At 67.3% G+C, this 15,370-nt stretch carries 16 protein-coding genes; 11 read left to right on the top strand and 5 right to left on the bottom strand.

The window, feature by feature from the left end:
* Positions 1-6 precede the first annotated feature (6 nt).
* Entirely contained in the window at positions 7-501 is a 495-nt protein-coding gene (gene greA, locus AAHS21_RS05925; RefSeq protein WP_096289794.1) for a transcription elongation factor GreA, read from the bottom strand.
* A 214-nt stretch (positions 502-715) separates the two neighbouring features.
* A complete protein-coding gene (locus AAHS21_RS05920) occupies positions 716-1,150 on the bottom strand; it encodes a DUF4307 domain-containing protein (protein WP_342926770.1) in 435 nt (144 codons plus the stop codon).
* A 123-nt stretch (positions 1,151-1,273) separates the two neighbouring features.
* Between AAHS21_RS05920 and mca the strand changes: the two genes are divergently transcribed.
* Genes mca through AAHS21_RS05905 form a run of 3 tightly spaced genes read left to right on the top strand, consistent with a single transcriptional unit; the run spans position 1,274 to position 4,438 of the window.
* Positions 1,274-2,146 carry a mycothiol conjugate amidase Mca gene (gene mca / locus AAHS21_RS05915; protein ID WP_342926769.1) on the top strand — a complete coding sequence of 291 codons (873 nt, stop codon included), beginning with the start codon at positions 1,274-1,276 and terminating at the stop codon, positions 2,144-2,146.
* The gene (locus AAHS21_RS05910; RefSeq protein ID WP_342926768.1) at positions 2,143-2,439 is read left to right on the top strand and encodes a hypothetical protein; all 297 of its coding nucleotides are present in this window, start codon (positions 2,143-2,145) and stop codon (positions 2,437-2,439) included. The genes mca and AAHS21_RS05910 overlap by 4 nt, the downstream gene beginning before the upstream one ends.
* A complete protein-coding gene (locus AAHS21_RS05905; RefSeq protein ID WP_342926767.1) occupies positions 2,426-4,438 on the top strand; it encodes a thioredoxin domain-containing protein in 2,013 nt (670 codons plus the stop codon). The genes AAHS21_RS05910 and AAHS21_RS05905 overlap by 14 nt, the downstream gene beginning before the upstream one ends.
* Positions 4,439-4,458: 20 nt before the next feature.
* Here AAHS21_RS05905 and AAHS21_RS05900 read toward each other — a convergent pair whose 3' ends face one another.
* Positions 4,459-5,196, bottom strand: a complete 738-nt coding sequence (locus AAHS21_RS05900; RefSeq protein WP_342926766.1) for a hemolysin III family protein — start codon at positions 5,194-5,196, stop codon at positions 4,459-4,461.
* A 108-nt stretch (positions 5,197-5,304) separates the two neighbouring features.
* On the opposite strand from AAHS21_RS05900, the gene AAHS21_RS05895 reads away from it, so the two are divergent.
* From AAHS21_RS05895 to AAHS21_RS05880, 4 genes are all read left to right on the top strand, one after another.
* Entirely contained in the window at positions 5,305-6,093 is a 789-nt protein-coding gene (locus AAHS21_RS05895; protein ID WP_342926765.1) for an isoprenyl transferase, read from the top strand.
* 39 nt (positions 6,094-6,132) lie between these two features.
* A complete protein-coding gene (locus tag AAHS21_RS05890; RefSeq protein WP_342926764.1) occupies positions 6,133-7,503 on the top strand; it encodes a hypothetical protein in 1,371 nt (456 codons plus the stop codon).
* Positions 7,504-7,702: 199 nt separating this feature from the next.
* Complete coding sequence (locus tag AAHS21_RS05885) at positions 7,703-8,749, top strand: methyltransferase (protein ID WP_342927097.1); 1,047 nt, start codon at positions 7,703-7,705, stop codon at positions 8,747-8,749.
* Positions 8,750-8,903: 154 nt separating this feature from the next.
* Positions 8,904-9,296, top strand: coding sequence for a hypothetical protein (locus AAHS21_RS05880; protein ID WP_342926763.1), 393 nt, complete (start codon positions 8,904-8,906; stop codon positions 9,294-9,296).
* Positions 9,297-9,389: 93 nt separating this feature from the next.
* Here the strand turns inward: AAHS21_RS05880 and coaA are convergent, their stop codons facing one another.
* The gene (gene coaA / locus AAHS21_RS05875; RefSeq protein WP_036471193.1) at positions 9,390-10,328 is read right to left on the bottom strand and encodes a type I pantothenate kinase; all 939 of its coding nucleotides are present in this window, start codon (positions 10,326-10,328) and stop codon (positions 9,390-9,392) included.
* Positions 10,329-10,457: 129 nt separating this feature from the next.
* On the opposite strand from coaA, the gene AAHS21_RS05870 reads away from it, so the two are divergent.
* Both AAHS21_RS05870 and AAHS21_RS05865 read left to right on the top strand, forming a co-directional pair.
* Complete coding sequence (locus tag AAHS21_RS05870; protein WP_342926762.1) at positions 10,458-11,927, top strand: glycine hydroxymethyltransferase; 1,470 nt, start codon at positions 10,458-10,460, stop codon at positions 11,925-11,927.
* Between the two features lie 70 nt (positions 11,928-11,997).
* Positions 11,998-12,825: an acyl-ACP desaturase gene (locus AAHS21_RS05865; protein WP_342926761.1), complete on the top strand. Its 828-nt coding sequence runs from the start codon at positions 11,998-12,000 to the stop codon at positions 12,823-12,825.
* A gap of 39 nt (positions 12,826-12,864) precedes the next feature.
* Here AAHS21_RS05865 and AAHS21_RS05860 read toward each other — a convergent pair whose 3' ends face one another.
* Positions 12,865-13,023, bottom strand: coding sequence for a hypothetical protein (locus AAHS21_RS05860; protein WP_342926760.1), 159 nt, complete (start codon positions 13,021-13,023; stop codon positions 12,865-12,867).
* Positions 13,024-13,068: 45 nt separating this feature from the next.
* On the opposite strand from AAHS21_RS05860, the gene AAHS21_RS05855 reads away from it, so the two are divergent.
* Positions 13,069-14,370 (top strand): PhoH family protein, encoded by a 1,302-nt coding sequence (locus AAHS21_RS05855; RefSeq protein WP_096289783.1) that lies wholly within the window; start codon positions 13,069-13,071, stop codon positions 14,368-14,370.
* Between the two features lie 93 nt (positions 14,371-14,463).
* The gene (locus tag AAHS21_RS05850) at positions 14,464-15,339 is read left to right on the top strand and encodes a polysaccharide deacetylase family protein (protein WP_342926759.1); all 876 of its coding nucleotides are present in this window, start codon (positions 14,464-14,466) and stop codon (positions 15,337-15,339) included.
* Positions 15,340-15,370 lie beyond the last annotated feature (31 nt).

The raw sequence follows: 15,370 nt of genomic DNA, 5'->3' as shown, positions 1-15,370 counted from the left end.
GCGGAATCAGTCGTGGTACGGCTCGGCGCTCACCAGCGTGACCTTGACGGTGTTGCCGTTGGGCACGGTGTAGCTGCGCGTCTCGCCGACCTTGGCATCGATCAGGGCCTCACCCAAGGGCGACTTGGGTGAGTACACCTCGAGCTTGCCGTCCTTGACGCCCTCCTGGCGGGTGGCGATCAGGAAGGTCTCGGTGTCGGACTTGTCGCCGTCGTAGTAGACCTTGACCACCGAACCCGGCAGCGCGATACCGGACTGCTTGGGCGCCTCGCCGACCTTGGCGTTGTTGAGCAGGTCCTGGAGCTGGCGAATGCGCGCCTCCTGCTGACCCTGCTCTTCGCGGGCAGCGTGGTAGCCGCCGTTCTCCCGCAGATCGCCTTCCTCGCGGCGGTCGTTGATTTCCGCGGCGATGACGGGACGATTCGCGATCAGCTGATCGAGCTCAGCCTTCAGCCGGTCATGTGATTCCTGGGTCAGCCAGGTCACCTGAGTGTCCGTCATCGTGTCGTGCTCCTCGTCGTATTTCTCCGCGTAACCGCGTGAGCTTCTGAACTCCGGTAAACGGAGTGTCTGTTTCCCGCCCCGTGCTGCCGTGCCGTTGTGCTCACGGCCGCTAATGCAGCAATACACGGTCCCGGGAGGAACCGTGCATTCATCCATGTTACCACCGTGGAAACAGCCGATGACGTCATTTGAGCTTCGCCTTTGTGTCCGGTCAGGCTGCGCGCAGGTAGCCCGGCACGTCGGTGCCGCATCCGTAAATGTCCGCCATCGCTGGTGGTTGTGAGGATTTCACCGTCGTCGTGACTTGCACGGTGGTCTGCGCGGATGGCCCGACCAGTACCTCGCGCCGGCCCGTCTCGCTGCCGTCTTTCGCACGGACCCGCACGATGCAGTCCACTGGCCGCGACGGATCAGATCGCGTCACGCTGATCGTGACCGACGCCGTTTCGTGGTCGACCACCTGGTAACCGGCCAGCGAACCCGAGACATCGCTGGTTGCAAGCCGTTGGTAGCCGACGACCGCGATGCCGATGCCGGCCGCGAGAACCAGCACACCCAGCGCGATCGCCACCCGGCGCCGCGAGACCGCAGACAGGCGCGCGCGCCCGTAGCGGGCCTCGGGGCGCGGAATGGAAGTCTGGGTCATGGCTGTTTCATGGGTGGGCTTATGTGCTGCCGGAGGACGGCCGACAGCATGCAACATCGGGAAACTGGAATCATAGGGTCCTTATAGGCTCGAGGGGAGACCAGCGGACCGACAAGGGGACACGTGAGCGAACTGCGGTTGATGGCGGTGCACGCACACCCCGACGACGAATCCAGCAAGGGTGCGGCCACACTCGCCCGGTATGCCGACCAGGGTCATCGCGTGCTGGTTGTGACGTTGACCGGTGGCGAGCGCGGCGAGATCCTCAACCCGGCGATGGACCTGCCCGACGTGCAGGAGCACATCGCCGAGATTCGCCGCGACGAGATGGCCAAGGCCGCCGAGATCCTCGGCGTCGAGCACACCTGGCTCGGCTTCGTCGACTCCGGTCTGCCCAAGGGTGATCCGCCGCCGCCGCTGCCCGACGGCTGCTTCGCGCTGGTGCCGTTGGAGGAGTCCGTCGAGGCGCTGGTGCGCGTCGTCCGCGAGTTCCGTCCACACGTAATCACCACGTACGACGAAAACGGCGGCTACCCGCATCCGGATCACATTGCCTGCCATCAGGTTTCGGTCGGCGCCTACGAAGCGGCCGGCGATCATGCCCGGTTCCCGGACGCCGGTGAGCCCTGGGCGGTGTCCAAGCTCTACTACGTCCACGGCTTCGTGCGACAGCGGATGCAGCTGCTGCACGACGAGGCGATCAAGCACGGTCACGAACCCCCGTTCCAGAAGTGGCTCGAGCACTGGAAACCCGAGCACGATCCGTTCGAGTCCCGGGTGACCACACGGGTGCAATGCTCGGAATATTTCAGCCAGCGCGACGACGCGCTGCGCGCGCATGCCACCCAGATCGACCCGAAGGCAGACTTCTTCGCCGCCCCGATCGCCTGGCAGCAGCGCCTGTGGCCGACGGAGGAATTCGAGTTGGCGCGCTCGCGGGTGCCCATCCGTTTGCCTGAGGACGATCTGTTCAGCGGAATCGAGCATCACTCGTGAGACACCTTTTGCTCACGGTGATCGCTGACGGGACACCCCAGCACACCGGGCCCGACTTCGGCAAGGCCAGCCCGATCGGGTTGCTGGTCGTCGTGCTGCTGTTGATCGCCACCTTGTTTCTGTTGCGTTCGATGAACAAGCAACTCAAGAAGGTGCCCGAGTCGTTCGACCCCAGGCATCCCGAGCCCGATCAGGCGGCCGACGAGGGCACCGACACGGTCGAGCCACCCCGTGACGAGGCCACCGGGCCGGCGAACGGGTCGGTGTCAGGACCCGGCGATGAGCCCGGCTGAACCGTCGTCCACCAATACTCTCGGGCTGGCTACCAGCCCGTATTTGCGTCAACACGCCGACAACCCGGTGCACTGGCAGCAGTGGACTGCCGAGGCGATGGAAAACGCCGCGCAACGCGATGTGCCGATCCTGCTGTCGATCGGCTACGCCGCGTGTCACTGGTGTCATGTGATGGCCCACGAATCGTTCGAGGACGACCAGGTGGCGGCGGCGATGAACGCGGACTTCGTGTGCGTCAAGGTCGACCGCGAGGAACGGCCGGACATCGATGCGGTCTACATGAACGCGACCGTCGCGCTCACCGGGCACGGCGGCTGGCCGATGACGTGTTTCCTGACCCCGGACGGACGGCCCTTCTTCTGCGGCACCTACTACCCGAAAGACGGTTTTCTTCAACTTCTTTCGGCCGTCACCGAGACCTGGCGGCAACGCCGCGGCGAGGTCGAGGAGGCATCCGACCACATCGCCGGTGAGTTACGCAGAATGTCGTCCGGGTTGCCCTCTGAAGGCCCGGACGTCGACCCGGCACTGTGTGATCGCGCGGTCGCGGCGGTGCTGGGCGAGCAGGACACGGCGCACGGCGGGTTCGGCGGCGCGCCGAAGTTCCCGCCGTCGGCGGTTCTGGAAGCGCTGCTGCGCAATTACGAGCGCACCGGATCGTCGTCGGCGGCCGAAGCCGTCGAACGCACCGGCAATGCGATGGCGCGCGGCGGCATCTACGACCAATTGGCCGGGGGATTTGCCCGCTACAGCGTCGACAACGCTTGGGTGGTACCGCATTTCGAGAAGATGCTGTACGACAATGCGCTGTTGTTGCGCGCCTACGCGCACTGGGCCCGGCGCACCGGCGATCCGTTGGCCCGCAGGGTCACCGCGCAGACCGCGCGATTCATGCTCGACGAATTGGCCGACGGCGACATGTTCACCTCCTCGCTGGACGCCGACGCCGACGGCCGCGAGGGGTCCACCTACGTCTGGACGCCGCAGCAGTTGATCGAGGTGCTCGGTCCCGACGACGGCCCTTGGGCCGCTGAGGTTTTCGCGGTCACCGAGTCCGGGACTTTCGAACACGGCACGTCGGTGCTGCAGTTGCCCGGTGATCCCGACGATCCACAGCGCGCCGAACGTGTGCGGGCCGCGCTGCTGGCCGCCCGGCGCACCCGACCCCAGCCCGGTCGCGACGATAAGGTCGTCACGTCGTGGAACGGCCTGGCGATCACCGCGCTGGCCGAGGCCAGCGTGGCCCTGGGCGAACCCGAGTTGGTCCGGGCGGCGCGGCGGTGCGCGACGGCGTTGCTGGATCTGCATGTGGTCGGCGGCCGGCTGCGACGGGCCAGCCTCGGCGGGGCCGTCGGCGAGAGCGCGGCCATCTTGGAGGACCACGCGATGCTGGCCACCGGGCTGCTGGCGCTGTATCAGCTGACCGTCGAGGACGTCTGGCTGACGGCGGCGTGCGAGTTGCTCGACACGGCGCTGGCGCATTTCGCCGATCCGCAGCGCCCCGGCCGCTGGTATGACACCGCCGACGACGCCGAGCAGCTGATGCTGCGCCCGGCCGACCCGCTGGACGGAGCAACCCCGTCGGGCGCCTCGGCGATCACCGAGGCGCTGCTGACCGCGGCACATCTGGTCGGCAGTGTCGACGCGCCGCGCTACCTGCGAGCGGCGACCGAGGCGCTGGCCGCGCACTCGGTACTGCTGGCCAAGGCCCCGCGGTCGGCCGGGCATTGGATTTCGGTGGCCGAAGCCGCGGTCCGGGGCCCGCTGCAGATCGCGATCGCGTGCCACTCGCCGCGGTCACCCCTGCTGACCGACGCCCGCCGGCTCGCACCCGGCGGGGCGATCGTGATGGGCGGAAAGATGGACTCGTCGGCGCTGTTGGTCGGCCGGGACCGGGTGCGCGGCGCCGACGCCGCCTACGTGTGCCGCGGCCGGCTCTGCGATCTGCCGGTGACCCGGTCGGCCGACCTGGCCGCCGCCCTGGATGGCCGTCGCTAGTTGCAGTCTCGCTGGATGGCTCAGAACACCACGAACCACATCGCGATGTAGTGGCAGATCGCCGCTACCGCGGTGCAGGCGTGGAAGAACTCGTGGTATCCGAACGTCGACGGCCACGGGTCGGGCCAGCGCAGCGCGTAGAGAATGCCGCCGATGCTGTACAAGGCGCCGCCGACGAACAGCAGCACCATCGCGGCCACCCCGGCGTTATGCAGGATCTCGCCGGTGTACCAGACCGCCACCCAGCCGAGCAGGATGTAGAGCGGCACCCCGACCCAGCGGGGCGCCGACGGCCACAGCATCTTCAGCAGGATCCCGGCGGCCGCGCCGCCCCACACGATCCAGAGCACCACGTGCCCGTCGTGCGGCGAGAGCGCCAGCAACGCGAACGGCGTATAGCTACCGGCGATGAACACGAAGATCATCGAATGGTCGGCCCGTTTCATCCACTTCGTGGCGGTGGCCGACTTCCAGTGCACGCGGTGATAGGTCGCGCTGACGGTGAACATGATGATGGTGGCGAAGGTATAGAGCAGGGTCGCCAGGCCGGCCCGGGTGGAGCCCACCGCCCAGGACACCGCGACCAGCGATGCGCCCGCGAAGACGGCGGTGCCCGCGGAATAGACGTGGATCCAGCCGCGGAACCGTGGCTTGGTCAGTGCTCGGGTGACGCCGTCGACGAGCTGCTGCGCGGCGTTGGCCGCGAGTCCCTGCGATTCGGGCTCCGGCTGGGTGGCCGTGCTGGTCTCGGTCCTCATACCGGTCAACGTTAGCGTTCGCGGCGGGAAGGCGATCTGTGACTTGCGCCGAGATCGCCGGAAATTCCGCTCCGGAATCGGTTGCCGCTCACAGTAGGGTGGATCCTCGTGGAGATCATTCCGCCGCGGCTCAAAGAGCCGTTGTATCGGGTGTACGAGCTGCGGCTGAAGCAGGAACTGGCCGGCTCGAAATCCGAGCTACCGCGGCACATCGCCGTGCTGTGCGACGGCAACCGCCGATGGGCGCGCGACGCGGGATACGACGACGTCAGCTACGGCTACCGGATGGGCGCGGCCAAGATCGCCGAGATGCTGCGATGGTGCCAGGAAGCCGGCGTCGAGATGACCACGGTCTATCTGCTGTCCACCGAAAACCTGCAACGCGATCCCGATGAGCTGGCCGGGCTGATCGAAGTCATCACCGACGTCGTCGAGGAGATCTGCGCGCCGGCCAACCGGTGGAGCGTGCGCACGGTCGGCGACCTGGAACTGCTTGGCGACGAGCCGGCCCGCCGGTTGCGCGACGCGGTCGAGTCGACGCCCAGCGTCGCGCCGTTCCACGTCAATGTGGCCGTCGGCTACGGCGGTCGGCAGGAGATCGTCGGCGCGGTGCGCGCGTTGTTGAGCAAGAAACTCGCCAATGGCGCCACGGCCGAGGAGCTCGTCGAGGCGGTGACGGTCGACGCCATCTCCGAAAACCTCTACACCTCCGGGCAGCCCGACCCCGATCTGGTGATCCGCACCTCGGGCGAGCAACGGCTGTCCGGATTTCTGCTATGGCAGAGCGCCTATTCGGAGATGTGGTTCTGCGAAACGCACTGGCCGGCGTTTCGTCGGGTCGACTTCCTGCGTGCGCTGCGCGATTACAGTCTGCGCAATCGCCGGTACGGCAAGTAGGTCTTAAGCCGCAGGTCGCCGGCATGCCACACTGGGGAGATGGCTGCGCTGTCGGCGGTGGTGTTCACGCTGAGCGCCTGGCTGGGCCTGTATCTGGCGGCCCGTGATCCGCGCAAACCCGTCCTGGCATTGGCAGCGATCGGGCTTTGCGGGTTCGCGCTCGTCGTGGCGCTGGACGCGGTGCGGACCGCCAGCCCCGCGTACGCACAGCTGCTCAGCCGCGTCGAGATCTACCTGGCGACCGTGCCCGGCGTGGCGTGGTTCGCGGTGCTCGTCGAGCTGTCCCGGCCCAGCGACGGCTGGCGGGCTCGCACCCGCGAGCTGCTGCTGGTGGCCGGGGTCGCCGCGCTGACCCTGTGCGGGGCGATGCTGGCCGGCAGCGTCGACGGGCCGCTGCGGCCGGGGCACTGGCTGATGTTCGCGGTGATCTCGGTGTCGACCCTGGGCGCGATGGTTGTCGCGCTGCGCCGGCCCCGACGGCCGCGGCCGGCCGTCGGGCTCGCCATCACCGCGACGCTGTTCTTCGCGCTGGGCAACGCCATTCTGATCATTCCGCTGGGCCTGGTGCCCAGCTGGGTTGCGCTGGCGTCGACGAGCTGCGACGTCCTTGGGCTCGGGATCGCCGTCGCCCTGTGGGACGCGTTCGACGAGGGCCAGGCATTGCGTGCCGACATGCTCCGCTCGTTCGCCGGTTCGGTGGCGGTGGCGGCGCTGTTCGGCGGCCAGGCGCTGATCGGGCTGGCGGTGACCCGCGACGACCCCGCCGCGCAGACCGCCCTGACGGTGCTGCTGTTCACCAGCGTGGCGGTGGCGATCACCGTGCAAGTGCTCGCCGACCCGCTGGCCGGGGTGCTCGACCGGCTGGCGTTCTCGAAATCGCCTGCGCTGCGGGCAGATCGGGCCGCGCTGCGGCATACCGGAGCGGCGCTGCCGCTGCGCCAGGAGCATCCGCTCGCAGACGTCGACGACGTCACGTTCGTCAGGCTCACCCGCCGCGCCCTGGGGCACTACGGCGATTTGAGCAAGCTGGTCGCGAGCCCGCTGACGGCGCTGCCGGTGATCGATGAGCGGCTGGCCGCCCGCGGCGCACCCGATCATCCGGTCGAGCGCGCCAACGAGCTCAAGGCCGTGCTGGCCGATGGCATTTCGCGGTTGAAGCCGCGCGACGGCGGCGATTTCGGGACCACCGAAGAGTGGCGGTACTACAACTCGCTGTATTTCCCGTACGTCGTCGGGGTGCGCGCCTACGCGCAGAACGCCACCGCCTCGGGCCTGGATCCGACCGCGCGACAGGCCTGGCAGTGGTTCGTCACCGAGGTCCCGCAGCGTTCGCTGCACAATTGGCAAAACGCCGCGGCCCGGCTCATCGCCGCTGATCTGCGCGGGCGGGTCGCCGTCCCCAGCGATTAGCTCGACGCTCTATCTGTACAGCCGCCGGCGTTTCCTGGATGACAACGCCGATTGTAATGGCGACGTGCCCCATCTTCAGATGGACTGGCAACGAATGAGGTGTGTGCGACCGACCGGCACGCACGTTTATCCCGAGTCTGCCAGGGGGACTTATGCTTTCGCCAACCCTTCCGCCCGTGCAATTCGCGCGGGGTCTTGAATTCGTCCGGCATCATGTCGGTCAGCTCTACCAGCGCATGGTCCCGCCGCAGGCCGCGATGATGGAAATGATCACGAATGCCTGGGCCGCGCCGCGCAAGCGATTACCGCCGCGGCCGAGCTCGGTATCGCCGACGCGCTGGCCAAGCGGCCGTTGAACGTCGACGAGTTGGCCGAAGCAGTCAATGCGGATGCCGACACCGTCAGTCGTCTGCTGCGGGCGTTGATCTCACGCGGCATTTTCCGTCGTCGCCGTGATGGACGCTACGACCTCACCCCGCTTGCGGCCACACTGCGCACCGACAGTGACGGGTCGCTGCGCGCATTCGCGCGCTTCGTGGGATCGCCCCAGCAACGCGAACATTGGAGCCACATCACGGACTCGATTCGCACCGGCCGGGCAGTCATCCCGGAACTGCGCGGCAAGCCCGCCTTCGAATTCATCGTGGGGGAGCCCGAACTCGACGCGATCTTCAACGACGCCATGACCGATCTCTCCGAGCTTGAAATCCCGCCCGTGGTCGCGGGCTACGACTTCAGTCGTTTCGGGACGATCGTCGATGTCGCCGGCGGACATGGCCGGCTGCTCGCCGCGATCCTGAACGCCACACCACAAGCCCGGGGCATCCTGTTCGACCAGCCGCACGTGGTTTCGGGCGCCCCGGCCTTACTCGAGGCGCACGGTGTCGCGGACCGGGTCAAGCTGGTCGAAGGCTCCTTCTTCGAAGCCGTTGCCGACGGTGGCGACGCTTACCTGCTCAAGCACATCATCCACGACTGGCCCGATGACGAGGCTGTGCAGATTCTCAGCAACATCCGCAAAGCCGCCGGGGTTGGGAAGCAAGTCTTGATCCTCGAATTCGTGATTCCGCGGCACGGCCGTGAATTCCCGGGCAACTGGCTGGATCTGGAGATGCACATCGCGGCGGGCGCTCGCGAGCGCACGGCCGCCCAATACGGTCGGCTGCTGAGCCGCGTCGGCTTTCGGCTGACGCGGGTGGTCGCGACAGCCTCGCCGCTGAGCATCGTCGAGGCGGTCGCCGTGTGACCCCACATTCGCCGCCGAACACGGGAATACCTGGCGGTAATCCCTGGTCATTTCTTCCGTGGCAGGAGTTGGCAGTGCCACGCGTCGATATGGCAGTGCTCCGGCGGGACGCTCAAACCAGTTCGACACAACCGTCACCGCGAGGAGTAAGTCAATGTCCGCTATCACCGGTATGCCGACCAGACCCCTGTACGACGCGACCGACTCGTTATTGCGTTTCGCGATGCGTGCGGATGCCACTTTGACGGGACTGTGCGGTCTGGCAATCGCCTTCATCGCAGACCTGAGCTCCCACCTGGAATACGGCATCGGCGCCCTGTTCGTGCTGTACGCCCTGGTGGTGTATGGCCTGACCGGCCTGGCCGACCTGCGTGGAGCTGGCGTCGGCGTCGTCGTCGCGAACATCGTGGTCGCTCTCGGCTGCGTCGTGGCCGTCGAAGCGGTGCCGATGACCGCGACCGGGGTCGCCGCGACGCTGGCCATCGGCGTCTACGCCGCGGCCTTTGCCTGGCTGCAATACCTGGGGGTGCGTCGATTGCCCGCGTAGGCACCCCCGTCCCGCCGATGCGGGGCGCCCCGGGGCTTTTCTAGGGCCCCGGCGAGCGCCCCGCTTCGGCTCCTTTGCGGACTCTCGGAGGCGTCAGAGCTTGCGCAGCCGTAACCGGTTGATGGAATGGTCGGCGTCCTTGCGCAGCACCAGGGTTGCGCGGGGACGGGTAGGCAGAATGTTCTCGACCAGATTGGGCCGGTTGATCGAGCGCCAGATCTCGCGGGCGGCGGCGACCGCCTTGGTGTCGTTGAGGGCCGAGTAGTGGTGGAAGTGCGATGCCGGATCGGCGAAGGCGGTGCTGCGCATCGCCAAGAACCGGGAGACGTACCACTGTTCGATGTCTTCGATCCGGGCGTCCACGTAGAGCGAGAAGTCGAACAGGTCCGACACCATCAGGGTCGGACCTGTTTGCAAGACGTTGAGGCCCTCCAGGATCAGGATGTCGGGATGGCGGACCACGTGTTTGGCCCCCGCGATGATGTCGTAGCGCAGGTGTGAGTACACCGGCGCACACGCGTAGTCGGAGCCTGATTTGACCGAGGTGACGAACCGCATCAGCGCCCTGCGGTTGTAGCTTTCTGGAAAGCCCTTGCGGTGCATCAGGTTTCGCCGGTCCAGCTCGGCATTTGGGTAGAGGAAGCCGTCGGTGGTCACCAGGTCGACGCGCGGGTGGTGATCCCAGCGCGCCAGCAGCGCCTGCAGCACACGCGCGGTCGTCGACTTCCCGACCGCCACGCTGCCGGCCACGCCGATGATAAACGGCACCGGCCGGTCCGGGTTCTGCTGCGGCTCACCGAGGAATTCCGCAGTGGCAGCGAACAATCGCTGCCGCGCCGCGACCTGAAGGTGGATGAGCCGGGCCAGCGGCAGATACACCTCTTCGACCTCGAGGAGGTCGATCTGCTCGCCGAGACCACGCAGACCGACAAGCTCCTCTTCAGTGAGGGCCAGCGGCGTCGACATACGCAACGCACGCCACTGCTTTCGGTCGAACTCCACATATGGGCTCGGCTCGCTCAGCCGGGGCATAGTGCCAGTGTGGCAGGGACGATCCCGCGCCAGACGGCTGGGCTGGTAAACGGCGTGGATCGCCGATCGTACGGGTACTGGGCCAACCGCCGGCCACGCAGGGGTTACCGGCCGACTAGTCTCGTTCGCATGTCAGCCGACTCGACCCACACCGCCATCTCCACCACGTCACCGGGCGCCGAATACGCCGACACCGCGACCGCCGCCTACCGAGCCGCACTGCAGGTGGTCGAGTCCGTCGAGCCTCGCATCGCCGCGGCGACGCGCAAAGAGCTCGCTGACCAACGTGATTCGCTGAAGCTGATCGCCAGCGAGAACTACGCGTCGCCCGCGGTGCTGCTGACCATGGGGACCTGGCTGTCGGACAAGTACGCCGAGGGCACCATCGGGCACCGGTTCTACGCGGGTTGTCAGAACGTCGACACCGTGGAAAGCGTCGCCGCCGAGCACGCCCGTGAGCTGTTCGGTGCGCCACATGCCTACGTGCAGCCACACTCGGGCATCGACGCCAACCTCGTTGCGTACTGGGCGATCCTGGCTACCCGGGTCGAGGCGCCGGGTCTGGCCGACGCCGGCGTCAAGCACGTCAACGACTTGTCGGAGGCGGACTGGGAGAAGCTGCGCGCCAAGTTGGGCAACCAGCGGCTGCTGGGCATGTCGCTGGATGCGGGCGGGCATCTCACGCACGGCTTCCGGCCCAACATCTCCGGCAAGATGTTTCACCAGCGCAGTTACGGCACCGACCCCGACACCGGGTTCATCGACTACGGCGCCGTCGCGGCCGCCGCGCGGGAGTTCAAGCCGCTGATCCTGGTGGCGGGCTACTCGGCCTACCCGCGCCGGATCAATTTCGCGACGATGCGTGAGATCGCCGACGAGGTCGGCGCCACCCTGATGGTGGACATGGCGCATTTCGCCGGTCTGGTCGCGGGCAAGGTGTTCACCGGCGACGAGGATCCGGTGCCGCACGCCCATGTCACCACGACGACGACCCACAAGTCATTGCGCGGTCCCCGCGGCGGCCTCATCCTCTGCCAGCCCGAATACGCCGACGCCGTCGACAAGGGCTGCCCGATGGTGCTGGGCGGGCCGCTGTCGCATGTGATGGCGGCCAAGGCCGTCGCGCTGGCCGAGGCGCGGCAGCCCGCGTTCCAGGCCTACGCGCAGCGGGTCGCCGACAACGCCCAGGCGCTGGCCGACGGCTTCCTCAAGCGCGATGCCCGGCTGGTCACCGGGGGCACCGACAACCACGTCGTGCTGCTCGACGTCACCTCGTTCGGCCTGACCGGGCGCCAGGCCGAGTCGGCCCTGCTCGACGCCGGCGTGGTGACTAACCGCAACGCCATTCCGGCCGACCCGAACGGCGCCTGGTACACCAGCGGGATCCGGCTCGGCAGCCCGGCGCTGACCACCCGCGGCTTCGGTCCGGACGAATTCGACCGGGTGGCCGAGCTGATGATCGAGGTGCTGGCCAATACGGCGCCGCAAGGCAGCTCCAAGGCCAAATACTCGGTGGCCGATGGCACTGCCGAACGGGTCAACGCTGCCGCCGCCGAATTGCTGGCCGCCAATCCGCTGTACCCGGGTCTTACGGTCTAGATTCCGCTCGTGGGCCGCGACACGGCGCGGCCGCTTTATTTAACCTGTGTCGATCGGTTACAGTAACCGCATGGCACAGAAACCTGTCGCTAATGCGCTGACCCAGGAACTCGAGCCGGTCGTCGAGGCCGAAATGGACCGTCACCTGTCCACCGACGACATCTGGTTCGCCCACGACTACGTACCGTTCGACCGGGGCGAGAACTTCGCCTTCCTCGGCGGACGCGACTGGGACCCGTCCAGCATGACGCTGCCCCGGGAATTCACCGACGCCTGCGAGATCCTGCTGCTGCTCAAGGATGACCTGGCCGCTCACCACCGTGAGCTCGTCGAGCACTTCATTCTCGAGGACTGGTGGGGCCGCTGGCTGGGCCGTTGGACCGCCGAGGAGCATCTGCACGCCATCGCGCTGCGCGAATACCTGGTGGTGACCCGTGAGGTCGATCCCACCGCCAACGAAGAGGCCCGCGTCGAGTACCTGATGCAGGGTTATCGTGCCGACCACTACACCCAGGTGGAGACCCTGGTGTACATGGCGTTGACCGAGCGCACCCACGCCGTCTACTGCCGCAATCTGGCCGCCAAGCTCGAGGAGCCGATTCTGGCCGGGCTCGTCGACCGGATCTACCGCGACGAGGTGCGCCACGAGCTGTTCTTCTCCAACCTCGTCGCGCACTGCCTGACGTACACCCGCGACGAGACGATCGACGCGATCGCCAAGCGCGCGGCCGAACTGCAGGTCGTGGGTGCCGACATCCGCGCCTACCAGGACAAGGTGCGCAACGTCGAGGCGGCCGGAATTTTCGGGCCCGCCGATCTGCGCCAGGCGATCGCCGACCGCATCACCGACTGGGGCGTCGCTGACGAGCCCAGACTGCGGCAGTTCGTCGCCGGCTAAGCCGGCCGTCACGAGGGTCCACACGGCTCGCGGTCCTCATCACATCTCGGCGTCGGCGCGCCTGCGCTGCTGCGAAGCGGCGACGAGAGTAGCGTCATTCTCGATGGTCAGCGTCTTGCTCAGCTGCCAGGGCGGCACCTCCGTCACCACAACGGGAAGGACCGGCCCCGGTCCTGGTGTCGCAGTTCCCGCCGACATGCCTGTGCGGGTCCGCGCGGGCTTATCCCGCTCGAGGAGCGTTACGTGACCGAAATCCGGACCTACGTGATCGACACTTCCGTGCTGCTGTCCGACCCGTGGGCATGTAGTCGGTTCGCCGAACACGAGGTGGTGGTTCCGCTGGTGGTGATCAGCGAACTGGAGGCTAAACGCCACCACCATGAGTTGGGATGGTTTGCTCGACAGTCGCTACGACTGTTCGACGATCTGCGCCTGGAGCACGGGCGGCTGGATCAGCCCATTCCAGTTGGGACACAAGGCGGTACGCTGCACGTCGAGCTCAACCACACCGATCCGAGCGTGCTGCCGGCCGGTTTCCGGACCGAGAGTAACGACTCCCGAATCCTGAGCTGCGCGGCCAACCTCGCCGCCGAAGGCAAGCGGGTGACGCTGGTCAGCAAGGACATTCCACTGCGCGTCAAGGCCGCCGCGGTGGGCCTGGCCGCCGACGAGTACCACGCACAAGACGTGGTGGCCTCCGGCTGGTCGGGGATGCAGGAGATCGAGACCGCGGCCGAGGACATCGACGCGCTCTTCGCCGACGGCGAGATCGATCTGGTCGAAGCGCGAGACCTCCCGTGCCACACCGGAATTCGACTGCTGGGCGGCAGCTCGCACGCGCTGGGGCGGGTGACGGCGGCCAAACGCGTGCAGCTGGTTCGCGGTGACCGCGAGGTGTTCGGGCTGCGCGGGCGCTCCGCCGAGCAGCGCGTCGCGCTCGACCTGCTGCTCGACGAGTCGGTGGGCATCGTGTCGCTGGGCGGCAAGGCCGGAACCGGCAAGTCGGCGTTGGCCCTGTGTGCCGGCCTCGAGGCGGTGCTGGAACGGCGGACCCAGCGCAAAGTCGTGGTCTTCCGTCCGCTGTACGCCGTGGGCGGCCAGGAGCTGGGCTACCTGCCCGGCAGCGAGAGCGAGAAGATGGGCCCCTGGGCGCAGGCGGTCTTCGACACCCTGGAAGGCCTGGCCAGTCCGGCCGTCCTCGAGGAGGTGCTGTCGCGCGGCATGCTCGAGGTGCTGCCGCTGACCCACATTCGCGGACGCTCGCTGCACGACTCGTTCGTGATCGTCGACGAGGCGCAGTCGCTGGAACGCAACGTCTTGCTGACCGTGCTGTCCAGGCTGGGCACCGGGTCACGCGTGGTGCTCACCCACGACATCGCCCAGCGCGACAACCTGCGGGTGGGCCGCCATGACGGTGTCGCGGCCGTGATCGAGAAGCTCAAGGGGCACCCGCTGTTCGCGCACATCACCTTGCTGCGCAGCGAGCGGTCGCCGATCGCCGCGCTGGTCACCGAGATGCTCGAGGAGATCGCCGGGCCGCACTGACGCGGACTTTTCCGACTCGAGTGTGCATCCAGGGCGCCCTGGATGCACACTCGACGCCCAGGTTGCACAGTCGAGGGTGAGTAAGCTTTTACAGTGCGCAAACGACCCGACAACCAGGCCTGGCGCTACTGGCGGACCGTGTTCGGAGTCGTGGCCGCCGGTGCGGTGCTGGTGATCGGCGGCCTGACCGGCCACGTGACGCGCGCCGACAATCTGAGCTGCACGGTGGTCAAGTGTGTCGCGCTCACGTTCGACGACGGGCCGAGCCCGTTCGACGAGCGCCTGCTGCAAGTCCTGAAGGACGCCGACGCCAAGGCCACCTTCTTCGAGATCGGCAACAAGGTGGCCGCCAATCCGGCCGGTGCCAAGCGCGTCGCCGACGCGGGCATGGAAATCGGCAACCACACCTGGGAACACCCCAACATGACGACCATCCCGCCCGAAGACGTCGCCGCCCAGTTCGCCAAGGCCAACGACGCGATCAACGCCGCGACCGGGCGAACCCCGACGCTGTATCGTCCGGCCGGCGGGCTGTCCACCCCCGACGTGCGCCAGACCGCCGCCCGCTATGGGCTAGCCGAAATCCTTTGGGATGTCATCCCTTTCGATTGGGCAAACGATTCGAACACCGCCGCGACTCGGTACATGCTGATGACCTACATCAAGCCCGGCTCGGTGGTGCTGTTCCACGACACCTACTCGAGCACCGTTGACCTGGTGTACCAGTTCATCCCGGTGCTCAAAGCCAACGGCTATCACCTGGTCACGGTCAGCGAACTGTTAGGGCCGCGGGCGCCCGGCAGCAGCTACGGCAGCCGGGAGAACGGGCCGCCGGTCAACGAGCTGCACGACATCCCGCCCGCCGACATTCCGACGCTGCCCAACACCCCGTCACCCAAGCCGATGCCGAACTTCCCGATCACCGACATCCCGGGCCAGAACTCGGGTGGGCCGAACAACGGTGCGTGAGCTCCGCGCGGCTACCTTTAGAGGGTGAGCA

The sequence above is a fragment of the Mycobacterium sp. 050272 genome (assembly GCF_039023525.1).
GTDB lineage: Bacteria > Actinomycetota > Actinomycetes > Mycobacteriales > Mycobacteriaceae > Mycobacterium.
Note: the sequence above shows the minus strand (reverse complement) of the source record. Positions and strands in the feature narration are given on the sequence as shown.

Excerpts from the sequence above, each read along its gene's own strand:
- greA (WP_096289794.1), bottom strand. The coding sequence starts at position 501 with ATGACGGACACTCAGGTGACCTGGCTGACCCAGGAATCACATGACCGG.
- AAHS21_RS05920 (WP_342926770.1), bottom strand. The coding sequence starts at position 1,150 with ATGACCCAGACTTCCATTCCGCGCCCCGAGGCCCGCTACGGGCGCGCG.
- AAHS21_RS05870 (WP_342926762.1), top strand. The coding sequence starts at position 10,458 with ATGTCAGCCGACTCGACCCACACCGCCATCTCCACCACGTCACCGGGC.
- AAHS21_RS05905 (WP_342926767.1), top strand. The coding sequence starts at position 2,426 with ATGAGCCCGGCTGAACCGTCGTCCACCAATACTCTCGGGCTGGCTACC.
- AAHS21_RS05860 (WP_342926760.1), bottom strand. The coding sequence starts at position 13,023 with ATGTCGGCGGGAACTGCGACACCAGGACCGGGGCCGGTCCTTCCCGTT.
- AAHS21_RS05890 (WP_342926764.1), top strand. The coding sequence starts at position 6,133 with ATGGCTGCGCTGTCGGCGGTGGTGTTCACGCTGAGCGCCTGGCTGGGC.
- coaA (WP_036471193.1), bottom strand. The coding sequence starts at position 10,328 with ATGCCCCGGCTGAGCGAGCCGAGCCCATATGTGGAGTTCGACCGAAAG.
- AAHS21_RS05880 (WP_342926763.1), top strand. The coding sequence starts at position 8,904 with ATGTCCGCTATCACCGGTATGCCGACCAGACCCCTGTACGACGCGACC.
- AAHS21_RS05900 (WP_342926766.1), bottom strand. The coding sequence starts at position 5,196 with ATGAGGACCGAGACCAGCACGGCCACCCAGCCGGAGCCCGAATCGCAG.
- AAHS21_RS05865 (WP_342926761.1), top strand. The coding sequence starts at position 11,998 with ATGGCACAGAAACCTGTCGCTAATGCGCTGACCCAGGAACTCGAGCCG.